This window comes from Pseudoxanthomonas sp. Root630 (assembly GCF_001427585.1).
Taxonomy (GTDB): Bacteria; Pseudomonadota; Gammaproteobacteria; order Xanthomonadales; family Xanthomonadaceae; genus Pseudoxanthomonas_A.
Window position 1 is genome coordinate 122,421 of record NZ_LMGY01000012.1, and the last position, 18,810, is coordinate 141,230.

Here is an 18,810-nt window from a genome sequence, read left to right on the forward strand (position 1 = left end):
ACGCAGGTCCGCCGCCACGTCGACATGGATGCCTACCGATAGGCCTCTCCTTTCCGTCATTCCCACAGAGCGACCCGCACCGTGCACAGCCAAAGCACCACGATCTTCCTTCCGCCATCCATCACAGGATCCAGGAAAGACCACGAATCCAGCGCCCATGGCGCACCAGTCGCTGCTTCCGGAGCATCGCGGCGAGCCTCCCTTGCGCTTCGATCATCACTCAGGCCGCATCGGCTGCGCCTACCACTGCTGACGGCACTGCTCCTTACGGCCGCCGCCGCCGTCGCTGCACCTGCGGACGAGAGCGAAGGGCGGATCATCCTCGATGCGCGCTACCGTTTCGAGCATGTCGAGCAGGATGGTCCGCTGATGGATGCCAGTGCCCACACCTTGCGCACCCGGCTGGGGTACCAGACCGCGACCTGGCATGGACTGAGCGGACTGGTAGAGGTCGATGATGTGCGGTCGCTGGGCGCGGAGCACTACAACGATACGCGCAACGGGAAAGGCGCCTATGGCACCGTCGCCGATCCACAGGGCACGGCAGTCAACCAGTTGCTGGTCAGGAGCCGTTTCGCGAAAGGAAGCGCCACGGTTGGACGCCAGCGCATCAATCTGGACAACCAGCGATTCATTGGTGGTGTCGGCTGGCGGCAGAACGAGCAGACCTACGACGGTGGCGTCATCGAGTTCAAGCCGACACCCGCGTCCACGGTGACCTATGGCTACATAGGTAACATCGATACCATATTCGGTCCCGATGGACCGGCCACGCCGAGCAGAACCGCGCCTGCAGACATCGAAGGGCACAGCCATCTTCTCAATGCCAAGTACGTTGTCGGGACATCCTTGACTGCGACCGCGTACCACTATCGCCTTGGGCTGGACAATGTCGCGGTAACCGCTGCGGCTCCTCTGGGAACCTTGTCCAGCAAGACGACAGGTCTGCGGTTGCTGGGAGTTCTGGGCGGTACCACGTACGTGGTCGAACACGCATGGCAATCGTCACTGGCGGACAATCCCTGGGATCTCGACAGCCGCTACAGGCTGATCGAAGCTGGCCGAACGTGGGCTGGAACACAATTTACGTTGGGACAGGAAGTGCTGGGTTCCGGAAAAGGGGCGGGCGTCGGCAACCGCGCATTCCAGACACCGCTGGCAACCAAGCACGCCTTCCAGGGATGGGCCGACGTGTTTCTCACGACACCGGCCGATGGATTGCGTGATGCATACCTGTTGGCGAGCAGGCCCGTCGCGGGCGGAAAACTCCAGGTGGCCTACCATGACTTCCGTAGCGACCGCGGCGACCGTCGCTTTGGTACCGAATGGAATGCCGCGTACAGCAGGGCGATCCCTGCAGCAAAGGGGTGGTTGGCGACGCTGAAGTACGCGGCTTACAACAGCGCGCATGCATCGGGTACCGTGGACACCGACAAGCTCTGGGTGCAGGTGCAGTACACGCGCTGAGTCCGGGCGACGAATGGTGTGGACTTGATCCAGGTCAAGCCGAAGGAAAGGGAGCCTCGCCAGAATGCGATGCTCCCGACTTCGAACAGAAGCGATGGCTTTCCACGACCTGCGCCATTTCCTGCGCCATTTGAGTGAACGCACAGATTTGCATGAGATTGATGCACCGGTAAGCGTGGAGTTGGAAAGCACCGCGCTGTGCCAGCGCGCGCTGCGTGAGGAGGGGCCTGCCTTGCTGATGCGTAATGCGGGTTCGGACCATCCGTTGCTGGGTAATCTGTTCGGCCATCGGCGCCGGATCGAGATGGCGATGGCCGACCGGCCCGTCGCATCGTTACGCGAACTGGGTGAGCTTCTGGCATCGATCAAGGAGCCGCGCTGGCCTAGCCGCCTGCGTGACGCGTTGGCGCAGTGGCCTGAGTTGGCGCAGCTGGCGCACGTCGCTCCACGAAAAACGATGGATGCCGCTTTCAATGAGCACGTTCTGGAGGGGGATGACATCGATCTTGGCCGGCTGCCTATCCAGCGATGCTGGCCAGAGGACGTGGGTCGTCTGATCACGTTCGGGCTGGTGATCACGCGCGGAACTCGCCAGCCCCGACAGAACGTAGCGATCTACCGCCAGCAGCTGATCGGTCGTGACCGCGTGATCATGCGGTGGCTGCCGCATCGTGGCGGTGCGCTGGACTACGCAAGCTGGCAGGACGCGAACCCAGGACATCCATTCCCGGTCCTGGTGGCGATCGGCGCGGATCCGGCTACCTTGCTCGCTGCAGTGGCGCCGGTGCCGGATACGTTGTCGGAGTATGAGTTTGCCGGACTGTTGCGGGCATCGCGCACGCGTATCTGGCACAGCGAGCTGACGGGATTGGATGCGCCCGCGAGTGCGGAGATTCTGCTTGAAGGCTTCATCCATCCCGGCGACACCGCACTGGAAGGGCCATTCGGCGATCACACCGGCTACTACAACGCCCAGGATCAGTTCCCCGTCATGACGATCAAACGCATGCGCATGCGTGCCGGCGCGATCTATCACGGCAGCTACATGGGGCGTTCCCCATTCGACGAGCCGTCGGTGCTGTCGATGGCCCTCAACGAGGTCTTCGTCCCGATCCTGCGCAAGGTGTTTCCCGAGATTGTCGATTTCTACCTTCCGCCTGAAGCCTGCTCGTACCGGGTGGCAGTGATCAGCATCCGCAAGCAATACGCCGGCCACGCCCGACGCGTGATGATGGGGGTGTGGTCTTACTTGCGGCAGTTCACTTACACCAAGTTCGTCATCGTCACCGACGAGGACATCGACGTGCGGGATTGGGCCCAGGTGATCTGGGCGGTTTCGACCCGCGTCGATCCCGCGCGCGACAGCATGCTCGTTGAGCGAACTCCCATTGATTACCTCGATTTCGCGTCGCCGGTAGCGGGACTGGGCTCCAAACTGGGTCTGGACGCCACGCGCAAATGGAAGGGCGAGAGCGATCGCGAATGGGGGCGTCCCATCACCCCTGATCCCGGCGTGGAGAAGCGCGTTGACGCGCTGTGGGAGCAGATCTGCCGAGCACGGTCCGACGCGAGTGCCGACGCGGCGCCCGCATGGGCGAAACGTCCCCCAGCATCCAGGAGACACTGATGCAACTCGTCTGTCCCGCCGGCAACCTGCCGGCCCTTCGTACTGCGATCGATGCCGGCGCCGACGCGGTCTATGTCGGTTTTCGCGACCAGACCAACGCACGCGCTTTTCCAGGATTGAACTTCGACGAGGAAGAGATGTGCCAAGGGGTGGCCTATGCGCATGCGCGTGGCCGGAAGGTCTATGTGGCGCTGAACACGTACCCCGACAGTGCGCGCCTGTCCCAATGGCAGCGTGCGGTCGATCATGCGGCCGCACTGGGCATGGATGCGATCATCGCGGCGGAGATGGCGGTGCTGCACTATGCGAGTACCCGCCATCCAGGCTTGCCGCGTCACCTCTCGGTGCAGGGATCCGCGACGACCGCCGCTGCGCTGCGCTACGCGCATGATCGGTTCGATATCTCCCGTGCGGTGTTGCCGCGCGTGCTGTCCATCCAGCAGGTCGAGCGGTTGTGTTCCGTCTCGCCGGTACCATTGGAGGTGTTCGCCTTCGGTAGCTTGTGCATCATGGTCGAGGGCCGATGCCAGCTGTCCAGTTATGTCACGGGTGCATCACCCAACCGCCATGGCGTGTGCTCACCTGCCTCGTTCGTGCGTTGGGAAGAAGAGCCCTCTGGCCGCAGCGTTCGCCTGAATGGCGTGCTGATAGATCGCTTCGCCCCCGCCGAACCCGCAGGCTACCCAACGGTGTGCAAGGGGCGCTACGACGTCGGTGGGGAGGTATTCCATGCGCTGGAGGAGCCCACCAGCCTGAATACCCTGGAATTGCTGCCGCGCCTGGCGCAGGCCGGCGTGGCGGCGCTGAAGATCGAGGGTCGTCAGCGCGGTTCCGCCTACGTGGGATCGGTCACCCGCGTATGGCGCGAAGCCATCGATCAGCAACGACGCGTACCCCACGGCTGGGAAGCCCGGCAGCAATGGCAGGACACGCTGGCGTCCCATGCGGAAGGACGGCAGACCACGCTGGGTCCCTACCACCGTGCATGGCATTGAATCGATGAAACTGAGCCTTGGTCCCCTTCAATACTTCTGGCCGCGTGAGCGCGTGTTGTCCTTCTATCGTGATGCCGCGGAATGGCCTGTTGACATCATTTACCTGGGCGAAACCATCTGCAGCAAACGACGCGAGTTGCGCACACGCGACTGGCTTGCGTTGGCGGAGAGGCTCGCCGCCAGTGGCAAGGAGGTCGTCCTGTCGACGCTGGCGTTGATCGAGGCCGAGTCCGAGCTAGGGGTGGTGCAGCGCCTGGCCGGCAACGGCCGCTTTCTGCTCGAAGCGAACGACCTGTCCGCCGTGCAGACGTGCCGCGAGCGCGGACTCTCCTTTGTAGCGGGGCCGACGCTGAACGTCTACAACCACTACGCCATGCAACTCCTGATCGAGGACGGGCTTCGGCGCTGGGTGCCCAGCGTCGAACAGGGACAGGAACTGCTGCAGGAGTTGCGCATGGCCATGGAGACGGATGGCCAACCCATGCCGGAGCTTGAGGTGATGGCATGGGGCAGGTTGCCGCTGGCGTATTCGGCACGGTGCTTTACCGCACGCGCGGCGGACGTGCCAAAAGATCAATGTGGCTTCCGCTGTATCGAACATCCGGACGGCTTGCCGTTGAACACCCGTGAGGGTGAACCTTTCATGGTGATCAACGGTATCCAGGTGCAGGGCATGGAAACCATCGATATGGCGCCAGAGCGCGACGAACTGGCCGCCTGTGGCGTCGATATCCTCCGCCTGTCGCCGCAGCATGACGACATGGCGGGCGTGGTGGAGCATTTTCATGCGATGTTGCGATCGCCGGTGCCGCCGCCACGGCTGGGTGCACGCAATGGCTATTGGCGTGGGCGTCCGGGCAAGGCATCGCTGGCGGGACCAGTGCTTTCCTGAGCGACAGCAATCGTCGTCGCGGGGAGCGCAGCGTCTTCTCTGCGCTCGACGACCAACTTATTTCCTTTCGTCCGCGCGGAAGTGCGCGCCCAGGCTCTTCCGGCGCTGCAGCGCTGCGCGTAGAAAACGCGCCATCAACTTGCCCTGCCACGTCCCATGAAGCTGGTCGTCGGTTGCGATGTGTCCCTCGGCCTCGATCATGCGACTGCCGTGGCGCACAGGACCTAGCGCCGACCACGCCAACTGCCGAAGTTCTCCGAGCGCTTGCGAATCTGCAGTCCTACCGCGGTCGACCCAGTGCTGTTGTCCGCGCGAAGGAGCATGCAGCCGGATGTCGGCGAGGCGACCGCCAAGCCGGCGCCCGAACACCACACCCTCCAACAATGAATTGCTCGCCAGCCGGTTCGCACCGTGCACGCCGTTGCAGGCGACCTCCCCGACGGCATACAGGCCCGGTACGCTGGTATATCCATCCAGATCCACGGAGATGCCGCCCATGTGGAAGTGCGCCGCTGGTGTGACGGGGATACGCTGTCTGCGCGGATCGATGCCGTGCCGTGCGCACAGGGCGAACACGGTCGGGAATCGCTGCTCCCAATCGCCCTTCAGCGAGGTTGTATCCAGCCAGACGCGGCCCCCCACCTGTCTGCATTCCCACACCCGTCGTGCCACATGGTCGCGTGGTGCAAGGTCTCCCATGGGATGCCGGGTATCCATCACCGCGCGTCCTTCGTCATCGACCAAGCGGGCGCCTGCGCCGCGCAGGGCTTCGGTGATCAATGGCAATGCGCCGTCCTGTTCGACATCCAGCGCCGTGGGGTGGAACTGCACGAACTCCGCGTCGCGCAGACGTGCGCCGCACGCAAGCGCGAGCGCCAGTCCATTGCCGTCGGCCGTGGCCGGATTGGTGGTCGCGGCGAACAGCGCACCGCACCCGCCGGTGGCCAGTACCAGCTCGGCACACTCGAGTTCCTGGGACACCCCCGTTGCCGGATCGACCAATGCCACGCCCGAGACGCGCCCGTCACACAGTTGGATCGCGTCCAGCGAGGCCGGAGCCCGCCACGTGATATGGCGCGCCTGCTGTGCTGCCCGCGCCAACGCTGTCAGTAATGCGTGTCCACTGGCGTCGCCACCGGCATGCACGATACGCGAGCAGCCATGGCCACCTTCGCGTCCCAGTTGGAGCCCGTTAGCGTCGTGATCGAAGTCGATACCCTGTGCCTGCAGCCAGCGAACGGCCAAGCCCGCGCTGCCCACCAGATACTGGACGGCCTCGTGGTCGTTGTGATTTGCGCCAGCCGTTATCGTGTCCCGCGCATGCTCTGCAGCGGAGTCGTCGAATGCCATGGCCGCCGCGATACCGCCCTGGGCCAGCGCGGTGCATCCTCCACTTCCCGGGGGCGAACCTCCCACTAGAAGCACAGGTCTCGGTGCGGCGGACAACGCGGTCGTCAGGCCGCCGACGCCTGCACCCACCACGACCAGGCTATGGGCGGACGGATTCACACGCGATCCCGCCTGCCCACGGTGAGCATGCGCTCCAGCGCAGCGCGAGCGCGACGCGATGTGTCGCTGTCGATCTCTACCGGGTGCTTCAGGTCCCGCAGGCAATCGAAGATCTTGGGCAGGGTGATCCGCTTCATATGCGGGCACAAGTTGCATGGCTTCACGAATTCGATATCCGGGAAGCGCGTGCGCAGGTTGTCACCCATGGAGCATTCCGTGATGAGCGCGACGCGCGCGGGGCGCTCGCGGTCGAGCCAGGCTCCCATGGCGGTGGTGGAGCCGACGAAGTCGGCTTCATCCAGCACCTCCGGGGGGCACTCTGGATGTGCGATGACCTGGGCATCGAACCGCTCGCGCGCATGCCGGACTTGCTGGGCCGTGAACTGCTCGTGGACCTCGCAACGGCCCTGCCATAGCACCAGTTCAACCTGCGTCATCGAGGCGACATGGCGGCCGAGGAACTGGTCGGGCAAGAAGATCACCTTGTCGGTTCCCATCGACTCCACTACCTGCAGCGCATTGGCCGATGTGCAACAGGCATCGGACTCGGCCTTCACTGCCGCGCTGGTATTGACGTAGGTGACCACCGGGGCGCCGGGATGGCGCGCGCGCAGGGAGCGGACGTCCTCGGGCGTGATCGAACTGGCCAACGAGCAGCCGGCTTCCAGGTCGGGAATGAGTACCGTGCGGTGCGGCGCGAGGATCTTCGTGGTTTCTGCCATGAAATGGACGCCGCACATGACAACTACATCATGGTCGACGGTGGCCGCCGCTTGCGCCAATGCCAGCGAGTCACCCGTGATATCGGCCACACCATGGAAGATCTCTGGTGACTGGTAGCTGTGCGCCATGATCACGGCACGACGTTCGCGCTTGAGCTGCCGGATCGCATCGATCCAGGGCAGATGGAATGGCCATTCCAGGCACGGCACGGCATCACCAGTGCGCTCGATTACGTCGGCATAACGTTCCTCAAGGGCAGGCGACCATGTGGGACGTACGGCGGGGCTCACGCCACCACCTTGCGGAGCTGGTGTGCACGTCGTGCCCGCAGCAAGAGCCGGCTGCTCCTTTGCAGCATGATGCGCAGACCCAACGGAAAGCTCTCCCAAGGCATGCGATCAAGCAGGTTGCGCAGCAGCAAGCCGAGTTCGGTATCCCCCGTCAGCATCAGCCGGCGCTGGAAGAAGAGCGTGTCGGCATCCTCCATGCGGCTAGCCAGCAGCAGAAGGTCGGTCGCGGAGCCGGAGACGGTGGCTTCTGGCTCGGAATTGCTCCACAGGAGTCGTTCGCCGTCCAGGCTTAGCACCCAGCTCAACCCCAGGTCGCTCACTTTGATGCCGATATGGCGTCCGACAATCGGTTGCAGGCTATGCAATGCATCCGGTGATGCGAGTGCCTGCGTGAGCAGTCGGGGCACCGCGATGTGCTGCCACGAGATGGGAATGCGCTTCGCCAGCGGGCGCCAGTAGCGCGGAGGCGGGAGCGCTCTGAGCACTGAATCGGTGACATGCGAGAATTCAAATGTGGACATGATGGGTGCCTGCGATGAGTTCTGTTGAAATGCTGCGTCGCATTGCCGCTGATGTGCATGTGCAATGAGCAATGACATAAGGCGTTCGCTGCTGTCGGGATCAAGCCCGCAACGCCGTGCCTTGTCCCGCGCACGCGTGATCACCTGCTCTTCGCGTGTCGTGTCCAGGCGATGCATGCCCGCGCGCGCCTTGATCTTCCCAGCCGAGGCGGCCAGTCGCTGCCGATAGGAAAACAGCACGACCATGCGATCATCGATTCGGTCGATGGCAAGCCTAGTGCCGGATAGAGCCAGATGGCCAAGCCACATCACCATGGCGCGCCGGCTTCATTCGTGGTGAGGAGGGTGCTCATGGCAAGACGTGACGTCCGAACGGGACTCGGCAGTGCCCCATCCTAGGGAGCACACAGTCCCTTGCCATTGACCCAGATCAAGGGGCGTGATGTAGGGCTGCTAAGAGATGTCGCGGCGCGTGAGCTGGTTGGCACCCCTCAAGACAGTCAGCGAGAGGGCCCCCAAGGGGGCAGATCGAGGGCGTCGAGGCCGCGCTATCGGATGTGCGGCAGGCCGCCTTCTCGAGGCGGCGCGGCTGGATGCCACGTTTCGTCAAATGCAGCATGGTGCTCGTCGGCGGCTCGCTGGAAAATCAGCGGCAGGGCTGGGATTTCCACGAGGGTTTGACAAACATGGCCTCGTGTCTCTGGATCACAGTGCCGTCTGGGGGTTCGCCACAAAAAAAGGTAGCTTCCGACCCGAAGCGGACGCGTTGCCGCATGCAAGCTGCGATGCCCCTTGGGAAAGGTCGATCAGTAGTTTTACTGGGACCTGGCCAGTCTATTTTCGATTTTCCGCGTGATGGGCGCGTGCGACGCTCGAGCCTGACTCTGTGGTGGAGGGTCGGGCCCGCCACGGATCCGTTTGGACGGGTATCGCCACTGGCATCAACGTGCCACCACCTCGCTCCTGCGAGCAGGTCATCGGCCCTGCCCTGGAAGGAAACGACATGCGGAACGCTCACTATGCGGCCGCGCTACTGGCGGCCGCGGCTGTTGGCGCTGGCTGCCAGAGAGCGCCTCTCGAGCAGCGAAAGGCGGAACTCGCTCAGTCGCCATCGCCATCGTCGGCGGTGACCGCCCCTGCGCAGTACACCACCGATTGAATCTGCGACCAAAAGCGGACATTGCCCCATCCCGGCAGCCATCCGACACGTGACCTTTCCGCCTGATCGCTGGGTCAAGCGGATGTTGGCCGTTGTCTGGCGCATGCCTGCGAGAAGTTCATGCCCGGGCGTTACCTGACGACCGGGCGCAGCAACGAGCCGAACGTCAGGTACCACGCCCCGTGTCCATCATCGTTGTAGCCATAGGCCAGGAACATGGGGCCAAGCGGCGTATCGACGCCCGCGAAGATGCTGCCCGCGACGATCAGCTCGCCGCCGTCGACGCTATCGCGGGATAGCCACGCGTTGCCTGTTTCCAGGCTGGCGCCCACATAGAGTGGCAAAGAGAACAACCTGCTCGTGTCGCCGGTCCTGCGGTAGACCACGGTGCGGAGCAGCGCCGTCTGGTTGCCGAACAGGGCGCGCTCGTCGTATCCCGAAAGATTGAGGAACCCGCCCAGAAAGTCCTGTGCGCGGAAGAAATGATCGTCGTCCACCGCGCTGCTGGCATGTGCGCCCACCAGCAGGTGATAGCGTCCCCAGGCGTGCGCCCAATCTCCGGTGATCCTTGCGACATCGCCCTCGACGTTGCTACCGAGCATGTCGCGATACATTTCGTAATCCGCACTCAGGCGCCACCCCCGGGTCGGGAAGTCGATGCTGTCCAACGAATCCCACGTGGCATTGAGCCTGATGACGGCGAAATCCTGGCGGTCGCGATCGAAGTCCAATGGATTCCCGACAAGCTCTTCGCTCCGGTCCCGCCCGCGCGCCAGGTCGGCGCTGACCCTGAACGTGTTGGTCGGGGTGTACCCGAAAGCGACGGCGACCTCACGGCGTTTCACCCGGTACTCGGCGATCTGTTGGTCCTGCAGCCATAGCGGCAGCGTTTCGGATTCCGCCAGCAGCGACGGCTGTACGTAGAACAGGCCGGCACCCCCCATCGGCTGGTGGAACTCGGTGCGTACGCCGCTGATACGGCCGGCGCGCAGCATCGTCAGCCACTCCGCGCCCCAGCGATTGACGTCGGCCACGGTGAGCTCGGAGGAGATCATGTAGCTGTTGCGTCCCGCGAAATCATCGCTTAGCTGGAAGCCGAACTTGCCGAATACCGACCAGGGGCGATCGGTAGGCTCGATTGCCAGGCCCCGCACGCCATTCCGCTCGATCAGACGATAGTCCAGCTGCTGGAATCGGCTTGCACTGTAGGCGACGCCCAACTGCTGTTCCAGGCGTTCGACGTCCAGCGGCCTGCCGACGTCGCCACGTAGTGCGCGCTCGATGCGTGCGCTGGATGCCGCGGAACGCCCGGGCGCGATCTCGAGGAAATTGACCAGCCCGGGATCGAATGCACGCTTGCGTTGCGCGTCGCGATACGCCGCGTAGCGTGCCTCGTCTACCGCATAGCGCCGCAGTGCGGGCACGGCCGCCTCTGCGGCGGCGACGCCGGCGGCGATGGCCTCGCTGCCGCGGTTGAACTCGGAGGCAGTCAGGTCGCCGAGTTCCGGCCGGATCAGTACATCATCAGGCGCGAGTGTGGCCAACTGGCGCTGGGTCTTCTCGATCATCAGGGCGCCGATCATCTGGTCCATGATGGCGAGCGGGTTGGTGAGCGCCGCCTCGTCATGCAGGGGAGAGCCGACGTCGACGACGACGAGCCGTCCGGCACCCATGTCGCGGACGACATCGATGGGCACGTTGTCGACCATGCCGCCATCGACCAGCAGCCTTCCATCCACGCGCAACGGCGCGAATGCGCCGGGCACGGACATGCTGGAGCGGATCGCCAGCGCGAGGTCGCCACGTTCGAACACGACGCGCTGGCCCGTGCCGATGTCGGCGGCGACTGCGCGGAACCGGATGGGAAGCGCGTCGAACGTTTCCACATCCCACGTGGACAGCGTCAGGCGGCGCAGCAGCAGGAGCAGCTTCTGGCCCTGCACCAGACCGCCGGGCATGACGACCTTCCCGTGACTGAAGCCGAGCTCCAGGTTCAACAGGTAGCGGAAGTCCGCGTCCTTGCGACGCATGGGCTGGTCCAGGCGCGGCGCGTCATCGATGAACAGATCGGCCCAATCCAGGGTCTCGATCAACGTCTGCAGTTCGTCGGTCGTATAGCCGCTCGCGTACAGGCCGCCGACGATCGCGCCCATGCTGGTGCCGGCGATCTGGCACACGGGAATGCGCTCCCGTTCCATGACGTGCAGTACGCCGATATGGGCGGCGCCTCGCGCACCTCCGCCGCCCAGCACGAGCCCGACGCACTCGGTGGGCGGTGTTGCAGGATCGGGCGGAGCCGCGCTCGCTCGCGCACAGACCATCAACAGCGACAGGAACAGGGTGCACGCAACCCCAACCGTCAGGCGCGGGTGAAGCGCCACGGTCAGTCCAGATCGCGATCGCGGTAGTAGCGCGTTCCCTTGACGGTCAGCTCGGCAGCGAGTCCGTCCTCGGTCAGCTGATAGACCCAGACGCCGTCCGCTACCTGGACCGCGCCGGCGGCGTCGCCACCCGCATCGCCGGCTTTCGCGGCGACCGTCGCCTGTCCACCGATTTCGATGCCGCTATGGATGAAGCTGTCGAACGCCTGCCGCGATGCGAACACCCAGATCAGGTTGTACCGCTTGGCGCCGAAGCCCAAGCCTGCCTGGATCTCGGCCATCTTCATGAACGTCTCGCGCCCGGTGGCATTCTCGACGGCGATTCCCTTGCCGCTGCCGCTGCCGGCGACGAGCAGCTTCATGCCCAGGTTGCGGAACACCGCGTAGCCATAGGCGTCCGTCACGGACTGTCGTGCCTTGGGTTGGCGCGCGTAGAGCGATTGCAGGATGCTTGCCGCCTGCTCGCGTCGGTGTTGGCGCTCCTCGGCGACGGCCGCTGTCGTGGATGACGCCGGGGTCGGCTGGATCGATGAGCCGCCGGAGTCGGCCGTGGTGCTGCAACCCAGCAGCAAGCTCAGGGACACCATCAGGAGGGTGCGGATCATGCGAGCGTCCTCAGCACGCCGACATCATTCCCGCCATCGGCTCGCTCCGGATTCTGCATGGTCCGGACGGAGGGAATCTCCGGTAAAAATACTGGGGCCGCTTAAGAAGAAACGCTGGGTGGCGCGAGCACGTCCGGGCGACGCATCGGGAAGCGCACCTCGAGCCGGCTGCCGCCCTCGCTCCGGCGCTCGAGCACGGAGCGTCCGCCAAGCAGGCGCGCGCGTTCCTCGATACTGATCATGCCCAGCCCGCGGCGCGCGCCGGCTTCGGCGACGTCAACGCCGACACCGTCGTCATCCACTTGCAGCAATCCTTCTGCTTCGCTGACAGCGAGCCTCACCCACGCATGGCGCGCATGTGCGTGACGGTTGATGTTGTGCAAAGCCTCCTGCGCGATGCGGAAGAGGTTGAGTTTCTGGTCGTCGTCGAGGTTCACGTCGTCGGCGATCTCGCAATGCAGGCGGGTTCCCGGGCTCGAATGGTAGGTATCGCACAGTCCGCGCAGGGCGGCGGCGAGACTGGTGTAGCGCAACAGGCTGGGGTGCAGGTCGTGCGACAGGCGACGGACGTCGCCGGAGACGGCAAGGAGTTGCTCCTGCAGCTTCTCGATCTGTTCCTTCGCTGCAGATGCGGTGTTTCGTTTCAGCGAGCTCAGCTGGATCGAGATGGACGCGAGCGACTGATTGATGTCGTCGTGGAGGTCGCGCGCGATCCGCGTACGCTCCTCCTCCTGCACGCGCAGCATGCGCCCTGTCAGGTCCGCGAGCCGGAGATAGGCGCCACTCAGCGAAATCCTGGCCGTCTGCCGCTGCTCGGCCAGCACGGTCAGCAGGAGCAGCATGATCCCGTCGCCGAGTGCCCACAACTGCACGGCCAGTGTGGTTTGCTCGATGCTGTCCAGCGCAAAAGGCCCCAGGCCGCGGCTGCTGATGGCCATGCACAGCAGGGTTGAGCAGAGCAGGGCGAGGAAGGCGCCGGCCGCGCCGAACACCAGCAGCAGCCAGACCAGCAGCATGCTCGCCGCCAGCGTCAGCAACGGTTCCATGACGGGCGACGACCACGGGCGCGCCCAGATGGCCCAAAGCACGAGCAGCATGGTCAGCGCGAGCACGATCTGCGTGGGCGATCGTGCCGGTCGCCGCTCCGGATGACGGCGAATGCGCCTGAGCGCCGCGACCGTGGGGACCAGCAACAGGTAGGAAAGCGAATTCGCCAGCAGCAGGTTGTGCCACGAGCCCACGAAATCAGGCAGCGTGGAACTGCGGGTGAGTACCCATGTCCAGCACGCGCTGGCCAGCGGAAGGAACAGCACGGCGATCACCAGGAACAGTGCGACCTGCGGGTAGTCCTCCAGCGCGGACACGGGCCTGCGGATCTGCCTGAGCAGCCAGGACGCCAACCCCACCAGGACCATCAGCCCCATGATGACCCCGCCGACTTCCGCGGGGGGCGCGCCGAACACGACAAGCGTGCCGACACACCCCGCGAACGCGCCCAGCATGCATGCGAGCCATTCCGAGTAGGGGCGCCACAAGAGAGCGGACATCAGCACGGCGCCCGGCAACCACAGCATGTGATCCCGCGGTGCGGGGATCCACAGCTCGATGGATATCAGTTGTGCCACCGCCGCGGCGGCCGCCATGGCGACAAGCCGCGAAACCACGCGATGGGATTCGACGAGGTCGCGTGGGAGGAGTGTGCCGTTGGTGCGCATCGCTGACGTGCTCCATCGTCGTGACCGGATCCATCCCCCTTCACGCGCCGTGAGCATGCGTATCGCGCGACTTTCCGACCAACGGCAAGTGCAGACCCGGCCCCCTGATTGACACGCCGTTGTACGGACCAGATGATCCGGCGGCTATCCACATTCCGACATGGTGGAACATGGACGCAGTGCTCGCGACCCATGGCATGTACTACGTGTGCCTGCAGGTCGACGGCTTCAATCCCGATGCATTGTCGGGCGTGGTGAAGGACACCCGCTTCGAGCAGCGGCTCATGGGGGCCGGTCATTTCCATGCGCGTGCGCAACGCATCGTGTTCGACGGCTTCAGCCTGGACTGCGGCACCTATTCGCTACCCGTGTTCGCCAACGGCTCCTTCGGAGAAGGGGTCATCGGGCTGGCGCTCGCCACCCATTGCGACGTGCCGATGTGGCTCAACGGCACGCAGGTGAAGGCCGGCCAGTTGATGGTCTTCACGGAAGATCGCGAACTGGCGGTGCGAACGATCTCGCCGCTGTGGCAATGGACGGTACTGCTGGCGCCGCGGGCTCTCCTGCAAGCGGCGATCCATGCGCGTTTGAATCGCGAAATCAGCATTCCAGAGCGGGGCTGGCATCTTTGTGCGCCAGCGGCCGATGCCAACGCCAGGCTCCGTCGCGCGGTCCACCACGCACTCAAGCAGGCGGCCCGCTGGAACGCGTCCACCTCGCTGACCGATGCGTGCCTGCTGGGCGACTATCTGCTGGATGCATTCATCGGTGCGCTCGCGCGCGGCTCCCGGGAAGAGAGTGCCGTGGCGTCCAGCGTGCGCGAGCTGAGGCATGAGATCGTCGTGCGCCGGGCCGAGGCATTCCTTGGCGACTACGGCGACGAGCCGTTCCGTAGTGCCGCGCTGGAAGTCGCGTTGGGGATGAGCGAGCGCCAACTCGAACGCGTTTTCCAGGATGTCTATGGCGTCTCGCCGCGACGTTGGCACCAGGTCGCCAGGCTCAACGAGGCGTGCCGCATATTGCTTCACGAGCCCACTGCGCGCGTGACGGATGCGGCATTGCGTTCAGGCTTCACGCACCTGGGACGCTTCTCCCGCGACTACGGTGCGCTGTTCGGCGAGACGCCCAGCGCTACACGTATGTACTGACGAACGGCGCGCGAATATCACGTCGCATAAACGGCCTCTGACTACCATGCGCGAGCGGTACCCGCCGGCATGGTCACATCAGGCACTGCCTGCGGGTCGCAATCGCCAGTGCCCCAGGGAGGAGGTGCGCCGATGGAGGATGCCTCTGCGGAGGAGACCGCACGTCGCTTGCGCGTGCTGGTTGCCGATGATCATAAAGTGGTGGGAGAAGGCGTCGTCCGCCTTCTCCAGGATCGGTTTCGCGACGTGCGGATGGTGATGTGCGGGCGCGCGTTGCTGGACGTGGTGCGTGGTGGGGACGTGGACGTGGTGGTCACCGATGTGGCGATGGGGGACATGACCGGCATCGACGCCATGCGCGAGCTGAGATCGGAGGGCATCCTGACGCCTTTCATCTTCCTCACCATGCATGACGGCTTTGCGGTGGTCGCGGAGGCGCTGCGTTCCGGCGCCAATGGCTATGTGCTCAAGGCGGCCGCGGGCGATGAGTTACTGCATGCGGTGGCTGAAGTGGCCGCTGGCCGTGCCTACCTCGCCCCGAGCCTCGCAGCGATGGCGATCGCATCGACGGATCGCCCCGACCACCTGACGCTGACGGACAAGCAGCAGCGCATTCTCGATTGGGTGGCGCAAGGGCTGCGATCCAAGCAGATCGCGTACGAACTCGGCGTCTCCGTGCGCACCGTCGAGTCGCACAAGTACACGATGATGCAGCAGATGGGAGTACACGGCACGCTGGAGCTGGTACGTCGCGCGCACCAGCTGGGCCTGATCAGGGCCTTTCGCGACGCCGACAGGCCCGCGGCCTGACGCATCAGTAGTTTTACTTGCCCGGGAACGGTTGTTTTCCTGTTTCATCGCGTGGCACGCGGGTCCACCATCGATTCAGCCTTTCCGCCGGTGGACGCGATGGACCGGATTCGGGTACTTCTGGCCGAGGACAGCACCGCCGTCGCGCGGCAGTTGAGGATGCTGCTGGCTACCGAGTTCGACGTGATCGGTCTGGTCGATGAGGGCCTATCGCTCCTGATGGCCGTACGCGACCTGAAGCCGGACGTGCTCGTCACCGATATCACGCTGCCTGGCCTGGATGGTCTCGCGGCCGCCGAGCGATTGCTTGCCGAGGCGGCGATCGCCCATGTCGTCTTCATCACCGTGCATGACGATCCCGCCCTCGTGAAGCGCGCACTGATCAATCCCGGCTGTGGTTACGTATTGAAGGCCGACGCGGGCGAGGACCTCCTGCGCGCCGTCCGGGAAGTGCGCGAGGGCAGGGCGTTCATGTCGACGTCCATCGTGTCCCGGATCGGCGTTCCACAAAGCCGTTGATCCGTCGCGCGGGCTGGCGCGCGGTCACAGCAGTACCGATGCCAGCTTCTTGACAAGATCGTCCACCGACATCCCGAAGAAAATGAGGGGAAGCAGCGGCAGCGCCGCTGCCTGGAGCATCCACAGCACGTTCCAGCGCGTGACCGGCACCACCGACATCGCCGACAGGCTGGCATAGACGCTGCTGAAATCCGCAAGCGCCGAAGGTTGCGGGCTGTCGAGCAGCGAAGGCGCATCGTCCTCCATCTGACCCTTCTTCCAACAGAGGTCGAAGCTGCGGATCGCCCTGTGCCCCAAGGCGCTGTACTTCGCGAGCGCGTGGCGCTTGGCGCGGATCAGGGGCGGAGCCAGCAACAGCAGGGGCGCCATCAGGACGATGGTCGTGCCCACGACGTAAGCCGCCAGCAGATAGCGCACATCGAGCAATGTCTGGCCGCTGTAGATGAAGTGATTGATGCAGCTTCCGGAAAGCACGACACCTCCGGCGAGCGACAAGGCGGAGAAGCGCTGTTGCGCAAAGCCGAGGAAGCCCAGGCCGCCTGCGCCATCCGGATGCGGCGGTCGCAGGTCCAGGCCGAGATGGGCGATCCTTGCCAGCAGCAGTGTCCAGATCAGGAATCGCCACAGCCAGACGAAGCACACGAAGCGGAACAAGGGCATCGCCACCCACCATGCCCAGCGCGCAGCGGCCGTGGGGGTCCCGTCGGCCGTGGTGTGCCAGCCACTCACGTCCGGCAGCTCGGTCAGGACGGGGTGGGAAAGCAACGCCGGCACCAGCGCGAAGACCAGGCAGAGCAGCTCCGGGACATGCGAATCGCGCAGGCGCCGCGCTCGCGTCACGATCGCCCCGAACTTCGAACGCTTGTCGTCAGGGACGAGTCCAGCGCGACCGAACTGGCGGATAGCGCTACGCAACAGCCGGTCGGCCGGTCCCGCCGCAAGCACCAGGAGTGGCAGCGCCAGCATCAGGCGCGCATAGACAGAAGCGTCGGCCAGCAGCGGCATCCTGACAGAACCCGGGAGAAGCGCGCCGTCGCGCGCCGATAGCGCAACGAGCGGAAGCCAGGCAAGCGCCATCATCGCCAGTGCCATGCGCGGCGCGAGTGCGCCCCGGGTGTGGAGCAGTCCCAGCCGATGAAGCGCGCGGTACACCGGTCCGCCGCGCATGAGGGAGAGGTCGTCGATCGTCATTGCGCGCGCGCCACATCGTTCGGCGTGAGTCGCCGGCGCCAGCATAGTGAATCGTCCGGATCGCGCACCGCAGTAAAAATACTGGAGCGAAACCAGTAGTAATCGCGATTGTGCGCAACGCGGGCTGCGTCGATGCTTCGGACTCCACGAACGGAGTGCGACGGTGGATGGCTTCCTGGACTATCTGCAACGTTTCGGCACCGACCTGATCGGCAGGGCGGAGGGCCCGATGACGTTCCGGTTCTTCCTGCAGCCCACCATGGCGTTCCTGGCCGCACTCCATGACGGCATCAAGGACGCAAAGCTCGGGCGTTCGCCGTACCTGGTCCGGATGGCGACATCGTCCCGCGCTGAGCGCCTGCAGTCGTTCAGGGAGGGCGTCACGGCCGTCACGCGGGTCTTGCTGCTGGGTGTCGGGATGGACGTGATCTACCAGTTCAAGGTCTTCGGGGGTTTCAGGTATCCCCTGGAGACTTTCGTCATCGCGGTCCTCCTCGCCTTCGTTCCCTACCTCCTGCTGCGCGGGCCTGTCGCCCGCGTCGCACGGTGGTGGCGCGCGCGGCATTCGCGGAAGGGAGCGGCGTAATGGCACGGAGAACCGAAAAGCGGGTACTCACCGCCGCGCGCCCCGACCGGGTGGTGCCGCGCGACGTGCCGCCCGTTCCCGACGTGGATCGCAGCCGCGCCGATGAAGCGTCGGTGACGTATTCGGCGTACCGGACCGATCTCTCCAATCGCAGGACGGGGCTCTCGGAGCACCGCACGGACTTGTCGGAGTTCCGCACCGACCTGTCGTCGGACCGTACCGACATGTCCATGCGGCGGACCGGCATGTCGTTCCAGCGCACGCGCATGAGCGCGGAGCGCACGCTGATGTCGATCATGCGCACGGCGCTTTCCCTGATCGGGTTCGGCTTCACCATCTTCCAGGTGTTCAGCAAGTTGCTGCACCTTCCCGATATCCAGCTGGGCGCGAATGCACCGCGCAATTTCGGCGTGGCCATGGTGGCGCTCGGCCTGCTGATGCTGACGCTCGGCATCGTCTACCACCTGAACTTCATGAAAGGCCTTCGCCATGAGCGCAACCAGATGATCCAGGAAGGGTTGCTGCACGGCCAAAGCGCCTACCCGGTTTCCCTCACGCTGATCACGGCGGGCCTGCTGTGGATGTTGGGCCTGCTCGCGATCGTCAGCATGGTGTTCGACGTCGCGCCGTTCGGGTGAGGACGGCGACTCCACAGTCCGATGAGCAAGGAGA

At 64.8% G+C, this 18,810-nt stretch carries 16 protein-coding genes; 9 read left to right on the top strand and 7 right to left on the bottom strand.

Annotated features, from left to right (window positions below; all coding sequences use genetic code 11):
- The first annotated feature begins 81 nt into the window (after window positions 1-81).
- The 4 genes from ASD72_RS06760 (at window position 82) to ASD72_RS06775 (ending at window position 4,981) form a co-directional block, all read left to right on the top strand.
- Entirely contained in the window at window positions 82-1,467 is a 1,386-nt protein-coding gene (locus ASD72_RS06760) for a hypothetical protein (RefSeq protein WP_235577953.1), read from the top strand.
- A gap of 94 nt (window positions 1,468-1,561) precedes the next feature.
- Window positions 1,562-3,094, top strand: coding sequence for a UbiD family decarboxylase (locus tag ASD72_RS06765; RefSeq protein ID WP_056879176.1), 1,533 nt, complete (start codon window positions 1,562-1,564; stop codon window positions 3,092-3,094).
- A complete protein-coding gene (locus ASD72_RS06770; RefSeq protein WP_056879177.1) occupies window positions 3,094-4,089 on the top strand; it encodes a peptidase U32 family protein in 996 nt (331 codons plus the stop codon). Before ASD72_RS06765 ends, ASD72_RS06770 begins: the two co-directional genes overlap by 1 nt.
- A 4-nt stretch (window positions 4,090-4,093) precedes the next feature.
- Window positions 4,094-4,981, top strand: coding sequence for a U32 family peptidase (locus ASD72_RS06775; RefSeq protein ID WP_056879178.1), 888 nt, complete (start codon window positions 4,094-4,096; stop codon window positions 4,979-4,981).
- A gap of 57 nt (window positions 4,982-5,038) precedes the next feature.
- On the opposite strand, the gene ASD72_RS06780 is transcribed toward ASD72_RS06775, so the two are convergent.
- From ASD72_RS06780 to ASD72_RS06805, 6 genes are all read right to left on the bottom strand, one after another.
- A complete protein-coding gene (locus tag ASD72_RS06780; protein ID WP_056879179.1) occupies window positions 5,039-6,490 on the bottom strand; it encodes an FAD-binding protein in 1,452 nt (483 codons plus the stop codon).
- The gene (gene nadA, locus ASD72_RS06785) at window positions 6,487-7,503 is read right to left on the bottom strand and encodes a quinolinate synthase NadA (protein WP_056879180.1); all 1,017 of its coding nucleotides are present in this window, start codon (window positions 7,501-7,503) and stop codon (window positions 6,487-6,489) included. The genes ASD72_RS06780 and nadA overlap by 4 nt, the downstream gene beginning before the upstream one ends.
- Window positions 7,500-8,339, bottom strand: a complete 840-nt coding sequence (locus ASD72_RS06790; protein ID WP_056879181.1) for a chorismate mutase — start codon at window positions 8,337-8,339, stop codon at window positions 7,500-7,502. Before ASD72_RS06790 ends, nadA begins: the two co-directional genes overlap by 4 nt.
- A gap of 975 nt (window positions 8,340-9,314) precedes the next feature.
- A complete protein-coding gene (locus tag ASD72_RS06795) occupies window positions 9,315-11,564 on the bottom strand; it encodes a patatin-like phospholipase family protein (protein ID WP_081420188.1) in 2,250 nt (749 codons plus the stop codon).
- A 2-nt stretch (window positions 11,565-11,566) separates the two neighbouring features.
- A complete protein-coding gene (locus tag ASD72_RS06800) occupies window positions 11,567-12,169 on the bottom strand; it encodes a YSC84-related protein (protein WP_056879183.1) in 603 nt (200 codons plus the stop codon).
- A gap of 101 nt (window positions 12,170-12,270) precedes the next feature.
- Window positions 12,271-13,884: a histidine kinase gene (locus tag ASD72_RS06805; RefSeq protein WP_056879184.1), complete on the bottom strand. Its 1,614-nt coding sequence runs from the start codon at window positions 13,882-13,884 to the stop codon at window positions 12,271-12,273.
- Between the two features lie 170 nt (window positions 13,885-14,054).
- On the opposite strand from ASD72_RS06805, the gene ASD72_RS21690 reads away from it, so the two are divergent.
- The 3 genes from ASD72_RS21690 to ASD72_RS06820 all read left to right on the top strand — a co-directional run bounded on the left by ASD72_RS21690 (window position 14,055) and on the right by ASD72_RS06820 (window position 16,361).
- Window positions 14,055-15,032 (top strand): AraC family transcriptional regulator, encoded by a 978-nt coding sequence (locus ASD72_RS21690; RefSeq protein ID WP_056879185.1) that lies wholly within the window; start codon window positions 14,055-14,057, stop codon window positions 15,030-15,032.
- A gap of 132 nt (window positions 15,033-15,164) precedes the next feature.
- Window positions 15,165-15,842, top strand: a complete 678-nt coding sequence (locus ASD72_RS06815; protein ID WP_081420190.1) for a response regulator transcription factor — start codon at window positions 15,165-15,167, stop codon at window positions 15,840-15,842.
- 99 nt (window positions 15,843-15,941) lie between these two features.
- Entirely contained in the window at window positions 15,942-16,361 is a 420-nt protein-coding gene (locus tag ASD72_RS06820) for a response regulator (protein WP_056879186.1), read from the top strand.
- Window positions 16,362-16,385: 24 nt separating this feature from the next.
- Here the strand turns inward: ASD72_RS06820 and ASD72_RS06825 are convergent, their stop codons facing one another.
- Window positions 16,386-17,552, bottom strand: coding sequence for a hypothetical protein (locus tag ASD72_RS06825; protein ID WP_056879187.1), 1,167 nt, complete (start codon window positions 17,550-17,552; stop codon window positions 16,386-16,388).
- A 163-nt stretch (window positions 17,553-17,715) separates the two neighbouring features.
- Here ASD72_RS06825 and ASD72_RS06830 point away from each other — a divergent pair, with 163 nt between their 5' ends.
- On the top strand, window positions 17,716-18,138 hold the full coding sequence (locus ASD72_RS06830) for a hypothetical protein (RefSeq protein WP_056879188.1): 423 nt from the start codon (window positions 17,716-17,718) through the stop codon (window positions 18,136-18,138).
- Window positions 18,099-18,776, top strand: coding sequence for a DUF202 domain-containing protein (locus ASD72_RS21465; protein ID WP_235577955.1), 678 nt, complete (start codon window positions 18,099-18,101; stop codon window positions 18,774-18,776). Before ASD72_RS06830 ends, ASD72_RS21465 begins: the two co-directional genes overlap by 40 nt.
- Window positions 18,777-18,810: the final 34 nt, after the last annotated feature.